Annotated in this window: 16 protein-coding genes and 1 pseudogene; 8 read left to right on the plus strand and 9 right to left on the minus strand. The window is 39.3% G+C overall.

Going from position 1 to position 16,987, the window contains the following annotated elements:
- Window positions 1-608 precede the first annotated feature (608 nt).
- The 4 genes from DTA23_RS27550 to DTA23_RS09575 all read right to left on the minus strand — a co-directional run bounded on the left by DTA23_RS27550 (window position 609) and on the right by DTA23_RS09575 (window position 5,347).
- A complete protein-coding gene (locus DTA23_RS27550; protein WP_218565337.1) occupies window positions 609-1,115 on the minus strand; it encodes a TonB-dependent receptor in 507 nt (168 codons plus the stop codon).
- Window positions 1,099-3,336, minus strand: coding sequence for a SusC/RagA family TonB-linked outer membrane protein (locus DTA23_RS09565; protein WP_218565338.1), 2,238 nt, complete (start codon window positions 3,334-3,336; stop codon window positions 1,099-1,101). Before DTA23_RS09565 ends, DTA23_RS27550 begins: the two co-directional genes overlap by 17 nt.
- Window positions 3,337-3,566: 230 nt before the next feature.
- Complete coding sequence (locus tag DTA23_RS09570) at window positions 3,567-4,748, minus strand: FecR family protein (RefSeq protein WP_112374549.1); 1,182 nt, start codon at window positions 4,746-4,748, stop codon at window positions 3,567-3,569.
- A gap of 86 nt (window positions 4,749-4,834) precedes the next feature.
- The gene (locus DTA23_RS09575; protein ID WP_070568551.1) at window positions 4,835-5,347 is read right to left on the minus strand and encodes a sigma-70 family RNA polymerase sigma factor; all 513 of its coding nucleotides are present in this window, start codon (window positions 5,345-5,347) and stop codon (window positions 4,835-4,837) included.
- Between the two features lie 481 nt (window positions 5,348-5,828).
- On the opposite strand from DTA23_RS09575, the gene DTA23_RS09580 reads away from it, so the two are divergent.
- The 4 genes from DTA23_RS09580 (at window position 5,829) to DTA23_RS09595 (ending at window position 9,661) form a co-directional block, all read left to right on the plus strand.
- On the plus strand, window positions 5,829-6,143 hold the full coding sequence (locus tag DTA23_RS09580; protein ID WP_146753046.1) for a hypothetical protein: 315 nt from the start codon (window positions 5,829-5,831) through the stop codon (window positions 6,141-6,143).
- Between the two features lie 66 nt (window positions 6,144-6,209).
- On the plus strand, window positions 6,210-6,989 hold the full coding sequence (locus tag DTA23_RS09585; protein ID WP_112374551.1) for a GLPGLI family protein: 780 nt from the start codon (window positions 6,210-6,212) through the stop codon (window positions 6,987-6,989).
- Window positions 6,970-9,417, plus strand: coding sequence for a peptidase associated/transthyretin-like domain-containing protein (locus DTA23_RS09590; RefSeq protein ID WP_146753047.1), 2,448 nt, complete (start codon window positions 6,970-6,972; stop codon window positions 9,415-9,417). The genes DTA23_RS09585 and DTA23_RS09590 overlap by 20 nt, the downstream gene beginning before the upstream one ends.
- Window positions 9,395-9,661, plus strand: coding sequence for a hypothetical protein (locus DTA23_RS09595; protein WP_112374553.1), 267 nt, complete (start codon window positions 9,395-9,397; stop codon window positions 9,659-9,661). Before DTA23_RS09590 ends, DTA23_RS09595 begins: the two co-directional genes overlap by 23 nt.
- A gap of 105 nt (window positions 9,662-9,766) precedes the next feature.
- Here DTA23_RS09595 and DTA23_RS27555 read toward each other — a convergent pair whose 3' ends face one another.
- On the minus strand, window positions 9,767-10,336 hold the full coding sequence (locus tag DTA23_RS27555) for an alpha/beta fold hydrolase (protein WP_218565339.1): 570 nt from the start codon (window positions 10,334-10,336) through the stop codon (window positions 9,767-9,769).
- Entirely contained in the window at window positions 10,323-10,682 is a 360-nt protein-coding gene (locus tag DTA23_RS27560; RefSeq protein ID WP_218565340.1) for an alpha/beta fold hydrolase, read from the minus strand. Before DTA23_RS27560 ends, DTA23_RS27555 begins: the two co-directional genes overlap by 14 nt.
- 96 nt (window positions 10,683-10,778) lie before the next feature.
- On the opposite strand from DTA23_RS27560, the gene DTA23_RS09605 reads away from it, so the two are divergent.
- Together DTA23_RS09605 and DTA23_RS09610 are read left to right on the plus strand one after the other, a co-directional pair.
- Window positions 10,779-11,147 carry a MerR family DNA-binding protein gene (locus DTA23_RS09605; protein ID WP_112374554.1) on the plus strand — a complete coding sequence of 123 codons (369 nt, stop codon included), beginning with the start codon at window positions 10,779-10,781 and terminating at the stop codon, window positions 11,145-11,147.
- A gap of 27 nt (window positions 11,148-11,174) precedes the next feature.
- Window positions 11,175-11,666: a hypothetical protein gene (locus DTA23_RS09610; RefSeq protein WP_146753048.1), complete on the plus strand. Its 492-nt coding sequence runs from the start codon at window positions 11,175-11,177 to the stop codon at window positions 11,664-11,666.
- A gap of 44 nt (window positions 11,667-11,710) precedes the next feature.
- On the opposite strand, the pseudogene DTA23_RS09615 reads toward DTA23_RS09610, so the two are convergent.
- From DTA23_RS09615 to DTA23_RS09625, 3 genes and pseudogenes are all read right to left on the minus strand, one after another.
- Window positions 11,711-13,251 (minus strand): annotated as a pseudogene (locus DTA23_RS09615) (protein adenylyltransferase SelO).
- Between the two features lie 170 nt (window positions 13,252-13,421).
- Window positions 13,422-13,823, minus strand: a complete 402-nt coding sequence (locus tag DTA23_RS09620) for a luciferase domain-containing protein (RefSeq protein WP_139145064.1) — start codon at window positions 13,821-13,823, stop codon at window positions 13,422-13,424.
- Window positions 13,824-13,838: 15 nt separating this feature from the next.
- The gene (locus tag DTA23_RS09625; protein ID WP_112374556.1) at window positions 13,839-14,765 is read right to left on the minus strand and encodes an SRPBCC family protein; all 927 of its coding nucleotides are present in this window, start codon (window positions 14,763-14,765) and stop codon (window positions 13,839-13,841) included.
- A gap of 364 nt (window positions 14,766-15,129) precedes the next feature.
- On the opposite strand from DTA23_RS09625, the gene DTA23_RS09635 reads away from it, so the two are divergent.
- Together DTA23_RS09635 and DTA23_RS09640 are read left to right on the plus strand one after the other, a co-directional pair.
- Window positions 15,130-16,170 (plus strand): endonuclease/exonuclease/phosphatase family protein, encoded by a 1,041-nt coding sequence (locus DTA23_RS09635; RefSeq protein ID WP_112374558.1) that lies wholly within the window; start codon window positions 15,130-15,132, stop codon window positions 16,168-16,170.
- 154 nt (window positions 16,171-16,324) lie between these two features.
- Window positions 16,325-16,984, plus strand: coding sequence for a SanA/YdcF family protein (locus DTA23_RS09640; RefSeq protein ID WP_201303515.1), 660 nt, complete (start codon window positions 16,325-16,327; stop codon window positions 16,982-16,984).
- The last annotated feature ends 3 nt before the right edge of the window (window positions 16,985-16,987 follow it).

The raw sequence follows: 16,987 nt of genomic DNA on the forward strand, positions 1-16,987 counted from the left end.
TCTTCGGTATTGAAGAACTCGTCGAAGGATGTTGCGGTAGGATCTCGTTTATCAAGAAATTTTTCGCAGCTACTTAACGTTGCTAGCGCAATTATCAAGGTTAAAATTTTCTTTTTCATTAGCATAGTTTAAAAAAATACTCGCACTCAGTCCAACACTGTAGGTTGCCATACGTGGATAATTTCCGTTCCCATCATTTGTTCCAGGACTATCGACATCAATACGTTCGGGTCAAGACCTTCCCATTTCGTGAACGTGAATACATCCTGCGCATTAACATATATTCTAAAATTTTTGATGCTTTGCCGATTTTAGGAAATGTATAACCAAGCTGAAGAGACTTGATACGGAAAAAGGCAGCATTGCTAAGCCAAACATCACTGAGTAGGTATTGGGGCTTGGCCCCGTCCAAAGACGTGGAAAACGGCTATTCGGATTGTCGGGGCTCCAATGGTTTGCTACATATTCGACACGTGGTGCGCCGAGGTCGTTACTGTTTCCATCAACATACACCGGATAGGCCTCTTGGCCCGATCAAGCGGCCCGTGCGCTTTCCGATCCCCTGACCCAATGCTGAAAATCCCAGCCTTTATAGCGAAAGTCCAGATTTATAGCATAGTTATAATGGGAAGAGGGTCTGCCAGATAGCTGCGGTCCTCATCGTTGATTATACCATCCTGATTTTTATCCACGTAGCGGATATCACCAGGTTTTGAATTTGGCATTTTAGCGGGCGTTGCGTCAACTTCCGCCTGCGTTTGGAAATAGCCATCAGACTGGAAGCCATAATAATTGTTGATTGGGACACCTTTGTACCAGATTCGGTTATTATCGCCTTTAAAGATCAATCTATCGTTTTCATTGTAGCCCGCCTTGAGCATTCGGTTGCGGTTATCAAAAAGCATTCCACCAATCGTATACGAAAAATCGTCCTTTTTGTCGGACCAGCTTGCTGACAGCTCCCAACCATTATTTTCCACGGCACCGATGTTGACCGCAGATTCCAGACTATTTGATCCCGTGAGCGGAGGCACGGCAAATTGGTCATAAATAAGATCGTATGAATTTTTATGATAAAGCTCTGCCGTAAAGGATAGTCTATTTTTTAAATGCATTGACGTCTAGGCCCAGGTTCCATTGCTTCTGTTTCTCCCAGGAGAAATTTGGATTGGGAACACGTATTGTCCAGCCCCAGGTATTAACAGATTCCTGCCAGAGGTATGGCGCTACATTTTCGTTTCCGATAAGTCCATAGGAAGCTCGTATCTTAATGTTATTAACTGTTCCCGATTCGAGAATAGGTTTAAAAAAATGTTCGTTATGTAAGTTCCAGGCGAAAGCTCCCGAGGGAAAAAATCCCCAGCGATGACCGGGGGCAAACTTGCTACTCCCGTCTGAACGTCCAGTCAACTCTAAAATATAGCGGTTGTTAAAGGAATAATTTAATTTACCGAAAAAAGAAGCTTTGCTGATTTCTCTAAAATCGGTGAAGGTGTAATTCATGACTTCTGAACCTGCGGTTAGATAGATCTTGTCTTTGTGCTGGCGGAGCTCTTTGTTAAAGTTAATCAGCATCCGAGCGGTGAGCTGGCTTTCACTAACACCTTGCGAGGCATTGACATCATTTCCCCAAATTGCTGCCGGAGCACCATTTTCATCAAAGAACTTATAGGTCAACCTTTTTTGTTTATTGGCCGATTTGTTAATCATGTAGGAGACATTTCCCTCAATATTGAAATTGCTGTTGATGTTATATTTGGGACGTAAATTGATGGTACTACGATCATACATATTGTTTTTTGTACCACCGTGTTTTATTGAAGCAATTGGGTTGATGTTATTATGCAGTATATAGTGTTCGGGGAGGTCAGAATCATAAAAAATTTGTTGCGTTGGGTTCAGGCGCCAGGCCTGTTTATAAAGGCCGTGCCCATCATCGTTTGCCAAAAGACGATCTACCTGTAGACGGTGCGCATAGAAATCGGCCATTAATACAAATTTGTCGGCAATGTTGATATTTGTATTGAAACGTGCCGAAAACTTTTGAGTACCTTCAATCTTATTGAGGCCATTTTCTTTTATATGGCCAAGCATTAAATTAAAAGTACCAACCCCACCACCGCCAGATATACTTGCGTTATTATTCATTGCTGTCGACGTTCGTTCCATGACTTGATCGAGCCAATTGACTTCTTTTAATTCTCCGGAAGCATATTTGTTTATTGTTTCTTCGGGGTAGATCGCAGATTGTCCCTGTTGGATTAAGGTTTCGTTCCGCAATTTCATAAAATCAACGGCTCCGACAAATTTTGGAAGATCAATGGGTTTATTGACTGCAAACCAGTTGTTGGTAACGACTTTAAACTGTCCTGTCTGTCCGCGTTCTGTTTCGATGATGATAACGCCATTTGCGCCACGGGAACCATACATGGAAGCGGATGCGGCATCTTTTAAGACGGTAATGCTTTTAACTTGATTCGGGTCAATATCATGTATGCTCTGTTCCATACCGTCTACGATGACCAAAGGATCTGCATTTTGTAAGGTACTGATTCCGCGAATAGAGATGGTACCCGGAACACTTCCCGGCATACTGTTTCCGCGCATCATTGTGACTCCTGGGATCGTTCCTGAAAAAGCATCCTGCATTTTAAAAATTGGACGATTTTTTATTTTCTCCATATCCATTTGTGATACGGAAGATGCAACGTGCTTTTTGTCTACTTCGGAGAAGCCGACGACCACCACTTCATCAAGCCCCACTTCATCTGCATCCATAATAACATTTAGCTCCGATTTATTGTTAATCGGGATTTCTAGCTGTTTGAATCCGACTGCACTAAAAATCAGGGTTCCTTTTTTGCCATCGGGGAGTGTCAGTTGGAACTCTCCTTTCGTATTCGACGAAGTTCCTGTATTGGAGCCTTTTAGCAGGATGCTTACAGCAGTCAATAGATTTCCCTTGGTATCATGTACTTTTCCTTTTATGACTTGCTGCTGCAGATTGGATATGCCGGACGTACTTTGTTCTGGCAAAGAAATATCTTCATTTTTACGCTTGATAACAACAGTACCACGATGTAACATGTAATAGAAAGCGGTGCTTTTGAAAATTTTATCTAAAGCCTTATCGAGTGATACATCTGTGATTTCAACCGTTGCTTTTTCGTTTTTTAGTAATCCTTCTTTAAAGATAAAATGTATACCAGTCTGTTTGGTAATGCTTTCCAGGACAGTCTCAATCTTGGTATTTTGGGCATGTAAAGTTATCTGAGCGGAGCTTGAAGCGTAGGCGCCCATCATGGATGTCGCCAATAAGATTCCTGTCAGTTTCATTTTTAATAAATGGTTCAGAGTTTTCCCTTTGTCAACGGGACATAAGGTCCCTTTTGAATAAAATAAATTATTCATAAATTGGTATAGAATTAATGGTTTATGATCAGTGTTAATTCAATTTTGATGCAGGAGTATTTGCCGTACTTCTGCATTTTTATCATCTTAATTTAGGTTTTTCGCTTTTTTACATACAAAGTCCGCCTCAATAAGTTTATCTGTTTATAATTAGTTTATCTGTTTACAATTAGTTTATCATTGTCAATGGTCAATTTATAACCTGTCAAATCTTTTAGTACATTACAAAGTTCCGCCAGCGTTACATCTCTTTTCATGCTACCTTCATATCGTTCATTATTTAATGGGATCTTACAATCGACCTGAATTCCGTACCAACGGCTTAATTCATCAAGTATCTGTTGCATATCTTTATTTTTAAAATAAAAATATCCGTCTTTGAAGGCTGTGGCTTCAGCCTTACTGGCTAATGGAAAAGTCTTTAGCTTTTTATCGACAATTTCCGTTTCGCTGCCAGCATTCATATAGATTTCGTTTTCATCGTTGCTAACTTTAAGTTTTCCTTCTGTCAATGATACTCTCGTATTTGCATGATAGGAATTTACATTGAAAGCTGTTCCGATCGCCTGTATATTGATATGATTTGTTTCAACAATAAAGGGCCTATGTGCATCTTTTGCAACTTCAAAATAGGCTTCACCTTTTAGTGTCACTCTTCGCTCTTTTTTATCAAAATTTGCTTTATAGCTGAGCTCAGAGGCAGCATTTACCCACACTTTAGTCCCATCGCTAAGGGTTAATACCATGGTAGATCGTTTAGGAACTATTAAAGTATTTTTTAGGTTTTCTGCTAAGCTAGCGGGGTATATAAGCCGTCCTTCTTTTAATTCGATACCTTGCGCAAAATATTGGATTGCCTTTTTTTCGGTTAATCGTATTTCTTCTTTGCCCTCAATTTTTAAAACTGCACCTGCTCCTCCTGGAAGAACATCATTTTTATGTCCGTATATCTTGTCCGGAATTAAATAGTTTATAGGTTTTTCTTGCTGTTGTCTTTGCCATAACAGCGTTAGGACAAGTAATAGGGCGGCAGCAATCCCAATAGCCTTGTACCATGGTTTATTTAAGAAGAGATATTTCTTTCTTGATTGTAAAATTGTTTCCTTCGCCGTAAATTTACGCTGTGTGATGAGCCATTCTTGTTTTACATCAGTAGTGCGAAGATCAAAAGGAACATATATGTCGGTCTGTGATAACCGACGAGATAAGCTATCCCTTGCGCTTGGATATTTTTGTAAGAGATTTTTTAATTGGTTTTCTTTGTCGGATGGTAACTCACCATCCTTCAAAAGAAGAGCAATCAGTTCTGCTAATAGTATTTTGTCGGTTTCTATCATAATTCAGAAGCTAAATAACTTGAACGGTTGAAATGGGTGATCCGTTTATGGAAATAAGTGGAGGTTTAGTTATAAGGTACTGATTGTTAGAGTGTAAAAAATGTAAGAAGTAGGCTTAGAAATTTTCTTTTAAGCAGGTTTATCGCACGCATCCTTTGTGTTTTAACCGTGTTTACTGAAACATTGAGTTCCTGTGCGACCTCGTCATACTTCATTCCGTCCAGATAGATTAAACGGCAGATTCGTTGACAACCTTCGGGCAATTCATTGAGTTCCCGATGAAGAGCTCCAATCAGTTCGGCGTTTATTAAATTATCCAGAATATCATTGTCATCCGGCTGGTCAGGGTTAAATTGGCTCCGTACACGATCAAATACCACATTTCTTCGTTTGATATTCATCGCTATATTTTTTACAGCGCTATAAAGGAAGCTTTTAATAACGGGCTCTCCCTTTTGCAATAAGTCCTGTCTACCCATTAGAACGATAAATGCGTCCTGTACGATGTCTTTTGCAATTTCTTCGGAACCAACCCATGGAAATGCAAATACACTGAGTTGCAGAAAATATTTGTTAAAATAATATTCTGTGGATAACATTTCGTTTACTTTTTTTATTAAAATATAAATTTTAAAAGTGAAATAAAGAAAAATATTAGAGATTTTATGTAGGTAAAAACGTCTTAAAATTTTGAAGCTTTATAAAGCTGCTATTAAATGCTGTTTTTAGTTATAGTTTACTGTAATTTAATATAAATATGATATAACAGAGTTTTTTTTGTGTGAACATCTTGGTTTTTCGGAATCTTTCATGTGTTGTTTCTATCGATTTTTTTTCAGAGGTAGGCTACTTTACAGTAAGGCTTTGTGCGTTTTTATCTCATAGCGATTTGCCCCATAATTTTAGTTATTCAGTGAACAAGCCCATTGCGAATAGTAACGGATCAGCTGCGAATTCTAAGTGACCATTTACAGATATTTAATCATCATTTAAATAATTAAATGTGTCTTTATTTTTACCGTCATATACAAGGGTATGCCATCAAATCATACCATGGTTTAACAAGTAAATTTAAAAACAATGAAAAGATTAATGATGAGTTTGGTAGCAGTGGTTATGCTATCATCTGTTGCTTCGGCTAAGACAGCGACAACACCGGTCAATGGAAATGCATCTGTGAAAACAACTTCCCAGCGCCTGGCCAACAATACGCTCCGGGTAACCGAGGAAACCACGGAAACGAATGCAGCCTTTGTACGCTGTAATTTTAAGGTAAGCATATATAGCAGCGACGGCGTTTTGCTAGGCAGCGCAGTCTATACAGATTATGCTTCTTCAGCTGGCGGTTGTGCGGGTTTTTTTGCTGCAATGCATGACTGGGTTGCAAACAACTAACTTTTTATTCATTATCACAAAAAACAAAAGCGGGGCTTTGACCCCGTCTTTCTAAACTAAATTATCATGTGTAAATATTATATATTCTTTTTATTTCTGTTCCTTTCCAGATTATCTTCTGCACAGCGGCTTCATGCCGTATATGAATACATTCCATCGGCAATGGCTACTTTTAAAGAAGCGGTCTATTATGATGGAACAGTGAAGATTGCTGTTCGTGATTCGATGCCAATTCGTAAGCAAGAGCTTAACAAAGATGCCGACGATGAAGAAGTAGCATCTTCATTTTCGATAACAATCGGTTCTGGCAAGAGGTATAACAGGGTCGTGATCCATCAAAATAAGACTGACCAACAGTTAGAAACCCGTTCCATTCAAGGTGTTAACTATTTGGTGACGGACAAATTTCCGGCGCTGGTCTGGAATACGGATTACACCGATGTGGATACATTGGGCAAACATGTATGCCATAAGGCAACGGCCTCTTATCGAGGGACTACGTTGGTAGCTTATTATACGAATGATATTCCCGTGCCTGTTGGACCATCGAAATTTGGCGGCTTGCCAGGCCTTATCGTGATGCTCTATAACGAAAGTGCTAATCCGAACTATTGGTACTTGAAGGAGGTAAATTATCCCTATACTGGCGATATTCCCGTAAATGATAAATATATTCAGTCTTTACCCAAATTGAGCCTGGAAGAGTTTGTCAAGAAAGACGACCAATTCAATGAAGAGCAAATGCGCATTATGTACAGCAAAATGCCAATGATGGAAGGCGTAAGCGTTGAGAAGCAAAAAGTTAGGGGCAGTGTAGAGCAAGTGTATGAATGGGAACATCAATAAGCGGATAGCGGTCTTACTCAGCTTTTGTCTGTTGTGTATGGCCGTATATGGACAAGTTGCTATCCATGGAAGCGTCAGTACTGAAGGAAAACCTTTAGGAGGGGTGCGTATTGATTTACGGCGTGATGGCGATAACAAAATGCTGGCTTATACGTTTAGCGACGGTCAGGGGAAATATCGTGTGCAAACGGCCCAAAGTGGATCATTTACGTTGCTATTCAAGGCGCTGAGCTTTAAGTCTGTTTCCCTTTCCATCACACCAATGCAGGTCGATACGCTAATTGATGTGCAGTTATCAGCTGGGGGAGTGGAACAATTGCAGGAAGTGATTGTCCACTCCAAAGGGGCTTATCGTCGGGGCAGAGATACCATTGAGCTTGCTGTGAAATCCTTTTTGCAGGGCGACGAGCGTACGGTAGAAGATCTACTTCGAAAGATCCCAGGTATTCAGGTGGGTACCGACGGCAGTATCAAAATAGGTAATAAAGAAGTGGAAAAAGTGATGGTGGAAGGGGATGATTTTTTCGAAAAGGGCTACCGCTTGCTGACGCAAAGCATGTCTGTTCGTCCCTTGGAAAAAATTCAGATATTGCAGCGGTATTCCAATAATAAGCAGCTGAAAGGTATCGAAAATTCGGACAAGATTGCACTAAATCTGCAACTTAAGGAGGAAAGTAGGGCACAGTGGCTTGGCTCTGTTGATGCGCAGGTGGTTCCCATAGGCCCCAAATATTATCAGGCGAGTGCTAACCTGATGAATTTTGGGAAGAAGAACAAATATTATCTCTTGGGTGCTGCTAACAATAACGGAGTGGATGCCGTAAGCAGCATCAACCACCTCATTCAGTCTGGTTCTCCAGATGAACCAGGTCAGATTGGTGTGGGGGTAACAACACCCACTTTGATAGATAATACACCAAATCTGCCTGGTTTTGATTATAAAAGAACCAATTTCAATAACGACAAGTTGTTGTCATTGAATACCATTTTAAATCCGACCCCACAGTTAAAAATCAAATGGCTGGGTTTTGCAAATCCTACTAAAAAATCATTTTACCGAAATACCGTGCAGAACTATCATTTGGAGGATATCCAATTTACCAACACCGAAGCTTATCAGTTTACCAGAAACATCGATAACTACTTCACGAAACTGGAGCTGCAGTTGGAGCCCAATAAGCGTACATTGTTGAGCTATTCAGGTACACTAGGTTCTTTGAGGAAAAATGTTTTGGGCGCATTATTGTTCAATGGTGTACAAAGTGAGGAACTGACCAAAAGCAAGGGGTATTTGACCAACCACAATCTGAGTTATAGCTACAAATTTTCGGAGCGGGATGTACTGGTCAGCTCACTACGTTGGATAAACCAGCAATCGCCAGTAGATTACAGTATCGATCAATATTATTATAAAGACTTGTTTGGGGGGGAAGATATCCGTGCGGTAAAACAACATATTGAAAATAATCTACAGTATTTGGGTGCCACTACGCATTATGTAAGCCGGAAAAAAAATGGTGACTTCTTTGAGTTGGCTTTCAATATGGCCTATCAGCAGCAACAGCTTAATACCGAATTAGATTTGCTGTCAAATCCAGATGAGTTAGGGGGAAAAGCAGTCTCTCCCTTGGGATTTTCTAATGCGATGGACTTAAACGTATTCCAGACAAACTTTACTTCCAAGTACACTTTTAAACGAAATAAATGGGAATTAACACCTCGTTTGCAGGTAGGTCTCGTACAGAATAGGTTAACAGATTTTGGGAAAACCATGCCTAAAAATAACCTCTTGCTTTCGCCTGGATTATCGGGGAAATGGGTTATCCACCCAAAAGGGCGCCTGGAAACCGACCTCTATTTTCAGCAACAGAATACCTCGCTTACCGAGCTCATTCCCCATTATTATACGACAGGAGTTCGAAACTTTATTCGAGGAATGGATAAGCTAGCCACGCTAAGCAGTTCTGGTGGCACGCTGATGTATACCTATGGCAGTATGACAGATCGTTTTTTTGCGAACCTCTCGGTCGGACATCAGATTTTGTTTGATTATGTGGGTACAGAAAGCAGTTTAGACCCCAATTTTAGCCTTGTGCAACAGGTATTGCTCAAAAACAAAAAGAGCAGCAATTATAAGGCGGATCTTAATTACTACCTGAAGGCTGTAGGAGGAAATTTTCGTTTGGACTTAGGTGCAAATACAACAGATTACGAAACATTAGTGGTGGGCGTGGGCAATCGTCGCATCCATACAGAGACATACGATTATGGACTATCGTTTAGAAGTGCATGGAAATCCAGGTTGAATATTTACACAGGTTACGCCCTGCAGTCGGTCACTTATCGCTCAGATAGCAAAACTACACTACATAATAGTCGCGGGTTTCTGAATGTATTTTTTGAATATGGGAAAAAACATACAGTGTAATCTAAAGAATGAATCCTATCGCTTTGGTAGTTTCCTTGGCCAGGATTCCAAGACCTATTATTTCTCGGATTTCTCCTTAGCTTATGAATTGCGGCAGCATAGGACAAGATTTACCATGACAGCAAAAAATATTTTCAATACTCGCTTTTTCAGAAATGCTGAATTGACAGACCTTTATAATACCAGCACCGAATATAAGCTTTTGCCTGGTTATATCAGTTTTGGGGTAGATTATAGCTTTTAAGTTTTTATTTTGAAACTAGGACAGTACTATCCCCAAAGCTGAAAATCCTTCGCGGATAGCCAACACAATCGTTGCTGGTTGATTACAAGTTGATTTCGTCTGAAATTAGATCGTCAATAAAAACTCTTTGATCAATTCGGCAGTTTCGATAGGTTTTTCGGCAAGAATAAAATGGCCACAGTTTTCAATTTTTTTAAGTGTTAGATTACAGGTGATTTCCGGTAAAGAATGATGCAATAGGTCATAACCACTCGCACCAATCGCTAGGACTGGCATTTCTAATTTATCATAGCTCCCGTAATCTTTAATATCTTGTGGAAAGGCCTGATACCATGCATTGGAACTACGAATGGCATCCTGGTTGTCATACGCTTTACTATACACCGATATATCAAATTGGCTTATGCTATCTTTATTAATCAGCAGGTTGTCGAATAACCAAGAGATGACGATTGACATGCGTCCCTCAAGCAACTTTTCTGGCAATTCTTTGACTTGGTTGAAAGCTAGCCACCAGGGATATAAATAACTGCTCCCGAAAATAGGTAACATCGGAAGCTGATACATGCTTGGGTCTGGATGTGGTGTATCCAGCAGTATCAATTTGCTTGTTGCTTGTGGATAATTACAAGCAAAACTAAAAGCGACATGTGCACCGATATCAATGACCTGCAACACAAACGCTATCGAAGCCTAAATGCTTGACTAATTCGTAGATATCCTTGGCCATGTTCTTTTTATCGTAACCATTTTCAGGTTTATCCGAGCTCCCCATCCCTCTAATTTCAACAACAAATACTTGGTTGTCTTCTGCTAATATGGGCATGACATGATGGTAAGCCCACCATGTCTCTGGATAACCCGGAATAAGAATTATGGGGTCTCCTTTGCCACCTTGAACATAATGGATTGATAGGCCATTTATTACAATAAATTTGTTTGTGAAGCCGGGTACAAGTTTAATAAGTTCTTTGTCGGAATATCCTATTTTCATGATAAAAGATAATTGATAGTTACCCATTGATTTTCAATAGACAATTTAAACTGTATTTTTACAACCCACAAGTATGAAGTATACTATATACTTTTATTATTTTTTTAAACTATTGATTATCAAGTGAAATTAATTAGTCAACTAGCGAAGGAAGCGAACATGCCTATTGGAACTATACGTTTTTATGAAAAGAGCGGACTCATTTCTGGCATGACAAAAAAGGATGTAACTTCCAACAGGTACGTGTATTATGACGATGAAGTAACCGAAAAACTGAGGTTCATAAAGATGGCGAAAGCTGTAGGCTTTACCTTAGCTGAAATTAAACAGGTTATTGATGCATGGTATCAAAAAGAGCTGACTCAGGCAAGTAAAATGGAAGTGCTTGATCTTAAATTGCAACAGATAGACACTAAGATAAAGGAACTTAAGCTAATGAAAAAACAAATTGTACGATGTAAAAGCAATATCGAAAATGGTTTAAGTCGATAACCTATAAAAAACTTTGCGAAAAAGAAAATGATGAAGGAATACAGCATTGCTATTGGACTGTCAATCGTATTGTGTCTAATTGCCTTTTTTATTAGAGATCGGTTTGTGGTGTTTTTTACCACCGAAATAATAGGTGAAAGCCCTTTGCTTAATAGTTGGCGCCTACCCGGTCAGGTTTTGCCTGCACTGATTTTTATTTTCTCTTTTGGGATTCTTCCTTTTCTGTATCTGTCAGTCAAAAATTATTGTAAAATATCTTCGGTAAGAAACCAACTGTATACTATACTATTGATCGGTACTTCAGGACTTACATTATGTGGTATGCGCGTGATTTATTTAAAATTTAAAGTTGCTCAGATACGTGACCTATTAAAAAGGGCCGAGTTTTCTTCGGATAGTGATATACCTAGTGTTCGTTTTCAGGATATGCACCTGGAGTCTTATCTCTTGGCAGGTTTACTTGTTGGCTGGCTATTGTGTATGATTATTTTTAGAAAATCTACATATCCTAAACTTTAGCTTTTAAACCCACCCTGAATGTTTAACGAACGGGGCATTTCATACTACGAACTGCATGAAAGTGTAGAACATCCTGCGGTGTCGTCATAGCTTGAAGGACGCTTGACGGAAAATTCCGGAAATAATTCCTGGTAAGGATTTTCTAATGCTTGCGTTAGCTTCATTAACAGTGCTGTTTTTCCGGCACTAATTTCTTCAATACATTGGTAAAGAAGATAGTTCCGCAATATAAATTTGGGGTTTGTTTTTTTCATTAATTCCACGGACTCAGCTTTTGAAATAGCATTTGAATTCAGACGGGATCGATAGTTTTCCATGAAGTCTTTCAGTCTGCTGAGCTTTTCTTCATTTAAAGCGCTGTAAGCTACCGGGCTGAAATGTTCCTGTAAATCAGTTTCTGGTGTTGTTTTCTCCAGTTGATTGAAGAATAAGGTATGATCCAATGCGAGGTCCTGCATTAAGCTCTGCCAGTTATTAAAAACACCTCATCCTCTTCTTTTAGTTCATCAAATCCGAATTTTTTGCAGAGCATTCTGTCATGAGTTTCCCAAAAATAAACGCCAAAATTATTTAGGGTGTTTTCAAGAAACTTTTCATCGTTGATGATGGGCTGGAGGGTATTTGCGAGTTTCCATAGATTCCATTGGGCAATCTGTGCCTGCTTTCCAAATGCATATCTTCTTCCCGGTAGATCCGTAGTATTCGGGGTGAAATTTAAATTATATTCATCCAGCATTGAATAGGGACCATAATCGATCGTTAGGCCTAAGATGGACATGTTGTCTGTATTCATTACCCCATGTACAAAACCTACTCTGAACCATTCTACCATTAAGTCTGCTGTGCGGATACATACATTCTCAAAAAAATCTTTGTATTTCTGCTGATCGGATGAAACAATTTCAGGAAAGTAATTTTCAATTGTAAAATCAAGCAGATCCTGTAATAACGTATGTTCACCCTGAGCAAACATCAGTTCAAAATGCCCAAAGCGAAGGAAGCTTTCGGTAGTTCTGATCACTACGGCTCCTTTTTCGTATTGTGGATTGCCGTTATACATGATATCCCGAAGAACATCTTCTCCTGTAAAGGCCAGGCTTAAGGCCCTGGTGGTAGGTATGCCTAAGTGATACATGGCTTCACTCATAAGGTATTCACGTACAGAAGACCGCAATACGGCTCTTCCGTCTGCACGCCTTGAATAGGGTGTTGCACCGGCTCCTTTCCATTGTATTTCGGTCTTCTTACCAGCAGCATTAGTAATTTCTCCCGCCAGAATGGCCCTGCCGTCGCCCAGTTGCCCGGCCCAATTACCAAATTGATGTCCGGCATAAGCTGTAGCGTAGGTCTGAATATTGTCGGGTAGGTGAGAGCCTACCAGAAAGTTAAGATCCTTTTCTTCAAATTTACCCAGCCCTATTTCCTCAGCAAGAGCTTCGTTAAAAGCAATCCGTTGAGGCTGTTCAAACCCTGCAGGTTCAATCGTAGCAAATAGCACTTTTGGCGTGCCTCGCTGTGTAGGGTTATTGGAAAAATCTCCAGGGAATTTTTTGAGGAAAGGTTGTTTGATCTGTTCAATATTCATACAGCAAAGATATTAAATCTAAAAGATAAAGACTTTCCTTTTTTATACCTAGATGGTGTCTTCATAATGAGTACATAGATAGCCAAAATAAAGAGCCGATAGCTAATTATTGCAGTGAATGAACATTTTATGAAGACAAAGCCTGTCTAAAAGAATATAGCCTGCTGTTTTTATCTAGCACGATCGTAAGCCTTTTTCAAGAGATAACAGGCATAGGCAACATCTTGCTTATTGTGAAGATAAAAACTGATCCAGCCTGAATTTTTAAACACATGGTGGTCCTTAATTTTTCCCTCCATCATCAATGATTTTTTTAGCTCTTTATTTAATAAAATGTCCACTAAACCATTGCTATGGACATGTGCAAATTCCTTTCCCAAATAATTGAACGCAGTCCCACCATATTTATGTATCCCAATCGTCGTCCCGGGCATTCCTTTTACATTTTCTTCCAGGTCATCGATCCAATTTAGCAGTTCAGGCTTGGCAATGAACATCCAAAATCTCATGAGACTATCAAATAGAATGGCTAATAAGGGGATATCCTTTAAAAAGCCAACTCTTTTTACCACAAAAGAAAACATAGATTATCGCTCGCTTAAAAGTTTAATATGCTCCATGACTCGGAAATGGACATTCCTAGTGATACTTTCTGCCCAAAGGTCATAGTACCAAGTCGGGAAAACATGGAGATTATACCAACTGTTCCCAATAAGGGTAGTGGTACCATTTCCATTGTCTTTCAATATAAATTGACCTCTTTTGATATCGATATGTCCCATGATTTCAGGGTCTTTGGGTTGATCAATGATATCAAAAATTAAGTTTTCATTGACGTCAAATTTTACAATCTTCTCATCGAAAACATACCCGTTGCTAAAAATACATTTTCGGTTTGCGCCCAGTTTATGTTCACTTACCGTTGTAGCCATGGGGCTCGGCATTCCTATACTAAAAAGCCAATAGTTTTCCTTCTGAGATATGGGATCGAAGGCGACCACGTGTTGCCATACTTGCGTTGGACTCGCATGAATTAAGATCTCATCGGAGACCATATTTTCATGATGGTGATCAGTCAGGGAGTCGACAATAAAAATTCCAAGTAAGAGGCTAACAACGCTTATATTCAATTTTTGATTACTCTTTTTAAACATTGACCTTCCAATAAAGGCACCTGCGATAACAAAGCCAAAGATAAGAGGTGAAACAATTAAGAGGCAAATAATGCCCTCACCTAGGAATATAAAGCTGAGTAAGATAGCCATAAGGCCACCCAAGATAGAACATGCGGTTATTTGTTTACCTCTCATGTCAGTATCTTTCCAACACCAAGCCATGATAATACCCATCAACAGTGGAATAATCACAAACTCAGAAAAAACAAGTACCCCTGCATCCTTGGGCAGCAATGAAGATTGCATACCAATAATTAGAAATGCAAAAATGTTGGCGATTAGAATTCCCTGAACTGTTTTAGAACTTCGTACTTTATAAAACGTTTGTTTCAAACTCATGATACTTGATTTTTATGTTCATAAACCGGTTGTGCTAAAACTTTGTGTGGCTAAGGTATTAAATAATTCGCTATTTAATAAATTGTGGAATGCTGATAAATATGATGCTATTCAATTGAAGCTGATCAAAATGTTACAAATACAAAAATGCCGTTGCGTTGGATGTATCCTACTGCTGAATTCGATACAAATCGCGAAAAAGTTGATGAAGCAAGTCAACGACAATGTGTTGGAGTTGATAATGTGGATAAAATTATTTGGTTATTACAGAAATAAGTAAGAAACTCGCTTATATGATAATGGTAGAAACCGCTCTCGGCAAGAACGTTGCGGTAATACTTTCCAGTAGAAATAGACAACTCCAATGAAATTAAGAAAGATTATATTGCTTTTATTGATAGCCCTTTTGGGGCATACACTCTTCGCTCAGGCAAAAAATGAGGTAAAAGTACTGCAGATCAACATTTGGCAGGAGGGGACTGTTGTGCCCAATGGGTTTCCTGCGATAGCAGACGAAATTATTGCCAAGCATGCAGATGTCGTTCTCTTTAGTGAAGTCCGCAATTACAAGGGAACAGATTTGATTCAGCGTATACTAACGGAACTCAAATCTAAAGGGGCAATCTATTTTGGCCAGTCCAGTGATGCAAAACTGGATGTCGGTTTTATTTCCAAATATCCGATTGAATCACAGCATGCGCTTTATGAAAAAGATAGTACCATGGGCGGTGTTTTAAAAAGTAAGATCAAGATTGGAAAGCGTTCTTTTGTATGCTATTCTTTACACTTGGACTACACAAATTACGCATGCTACTTGCCGCGTGGTTACGATGGTTTGACCTGGGAGAAGTTAGATCGTCCTGTTTCAGATGTAGGTACCATTATTGAGGCTAATCGGAAAAGCAAACGTGATGAAGCTATCCAAGATATCCTGAGCGACGTAGAAAAAGAGGATCAATCACAATCGTTTATTATTGCAGGTGATTTTAATGAGCCTTCACATTTGGATTGGACATTGGCTACAAAAGATCTTTTCGACCATCGTGGGGCAGTGGTTCCTTGGGACTGTTCGGTTTTATTAGAAAAAGCCGGATTTATAGATAGTTTCCGTCAATTATATCCCAACCCGGTCAGTCATCCTGGTTTTACCTATCCTGCTTTTAACAAGGATGTTCCCATTGGGAAATTGGCATGGGCACCCACAGCGGATGATCGAGATCGGATCGATTATGTTTATTACCGCAGCAAAAAACCGTTGAAACCAGTAAAAGCTAACATTGTCGGTCCTGTAGAAACCGTAAAGTATGGACAGAAGCAGGAAAAAGATAGTGAAGATAACTTCCTGCTGCCCGAAGGTGTGTGGCCAACCGATCATAAAGCGATGCTGGTTATGTTTAAATTCTAGAGCATTAATAGCCAAATGAAATATACCGAAAAGACTGTAAGTGCCTACGAATGATAATTTATCTGCAGCGAATTATAATTGGTTCGATTTTCAATTGGTTGTACTATTAAATTTGTGTTTAAAATGATAAGTTTATCATGAACAAATCAAGCTAATGAAAAAGATTAAAAGGTTCGTTTTAGTGGTTGTGGTTCTATGCGTAGTAGCCCTGGTTGTTGTGGTGATAACCAATAGCAATGTAACGGCTAAAACAGATTCGGTGATTTTCACTGAACTTAAAGATGTGCCAAGAACCAAGGTAGCCATCATTTTTGGCGCTGGCATCAATGGTGATCAGCCAAGTAGGTATTTGAAAGATAGACTCGATGCTGGGATTTCGTTGTACAAAAACCACAAAGTGGATAAAATATTGTTGTCGGGAGACAACGGAAGAGACGAGTACGATGAGCTTAGCGTAATGAAGTTGTACTGTCAGAAAAATGGCATCGATACCGCTAAAATTTACATTGACTATGCTGGGTTCGATAGCTACTCGACCATGTACCGGGCAAAATATATATTTAATGTTGATACGGCAATTTTGGTATCTCAAAAATATCATCTAAATAGATGTGTTTATCTGGGTGATAAATTAGGCATAAAATCATTCGGTTATAGTGCCGATCGAGGAGTTTACCCTGGATATAAATATTATGCATTTAGAGAAAAACTATCGGTAACGAAAGCGGTTTTGGATGTAATGAGAAATAGAAAACCAAAGTATTTAGGTAAGCAGGTGGATGTAAACGGAAAGTCGAATTATACGAAAGAATAATTT

Origin of the sequence: Sphingobacterium multivorum, assembly GCF_900457465.1 — a bacterium.
GTDB classification, from domain to species: domain Bacteria; phylum Bacteroidota; class Bacteroidia; order Sphingobacteriales; family Sphingobacteriaceae; genus Sphingobacterium; species Sphingobacterium multivorum.

Bases quoted from the DNA above. Each gene is read 5' to 3' on its own strand.
- DTA23_RS27550 (WP_218565337.1), bottom strand. From the start codon at position 1,115: ATGCATTTAAAAAATAGACTATCCTTTACGGCAGAGCTTTATCATAAA.
- DTA23_RS09565 (WP_218565338.1), bottom strand. From the start codon at position 3,336: ATGAAACTGACAGGAATCTTATTGGCGACATCCATGATGGGCGCCTAC.
- DTA23_RS09570 (WP_112374549.1), bottom strand. From the start codon at position 4,748: ATGATAGAAACCGACAAAATACTATTAGCAGAACTGATTGCTCTTCTT.
- DTA23_RS09575 (WP_070568551.1), bottom strand. From the start codon at position 5,347: ATGTTATCCACAGAATATTATTTTAACAAATATTTTCTGCAACTCAGT.
- DTA23_RS09580 (WP_146753046.1), top strand. From the start codon at position 5,829: ATGAAAAGATTAATGATGAGTTTGGTAGCAGTGGTTATGCTATCATCT.
- DTA23_RS09585 (WP_112374551.1), top strand. From the start codon at position 6,210: ATGTGTAAATATTATATATTCTTTTTATTTCTGTTCCTTTCCAGATTA.
- DTA23_RS09590 (WP_146753047.1), top strand. From the start codon at position 6,970: ATGAATGGGAACATCAATAAGCGGATAGCGGTCTTACTCAGCTTTTGT.
- DTA23_RS09595 (WP_112374553.1), top strand. From the start codon at position 9,395: ATGGGAAAAAACATACAGTGTAATCTAAAGAATGAATCCTATCGCTTT.
- DTA23_RS27560 (WP_218565340.1), bottom strand. From the start codon at position 10,682: ATGGGTAACTATCAATTATCTTTTATCATGAAAATAGGATATTCCGAC.
- DTA23_RS09610 (WP_146753048.1), top strand. From the start codon at position 11,175: ATGATGAAGGAATACAGCATTGCTATTGGACTGTCAATCGTATTGTGT.
- DTA23_RS09625 (WP_112374556.1), bottom strand. From the start codon at position 14,765: ATGAGTTTGAAACAAACGTTTTATAAAGTACGAAGTTCTAAAACAGTT.
- DTA23_RS09635 (WP_112374558.1), top strand. From the start codon at position 15,130: ATGAAATTAAGAAAGATTATATTGCTTTTATTGATAGCCCTTTTGGGG.
- DTA23_RS09640 (WP_201303515.1), top strand. From the start codon at position 16,325: ATGAAAAAGATTAAAAGGTTCGTTTTAGTGGTTGTGGTTCTATGCGTA.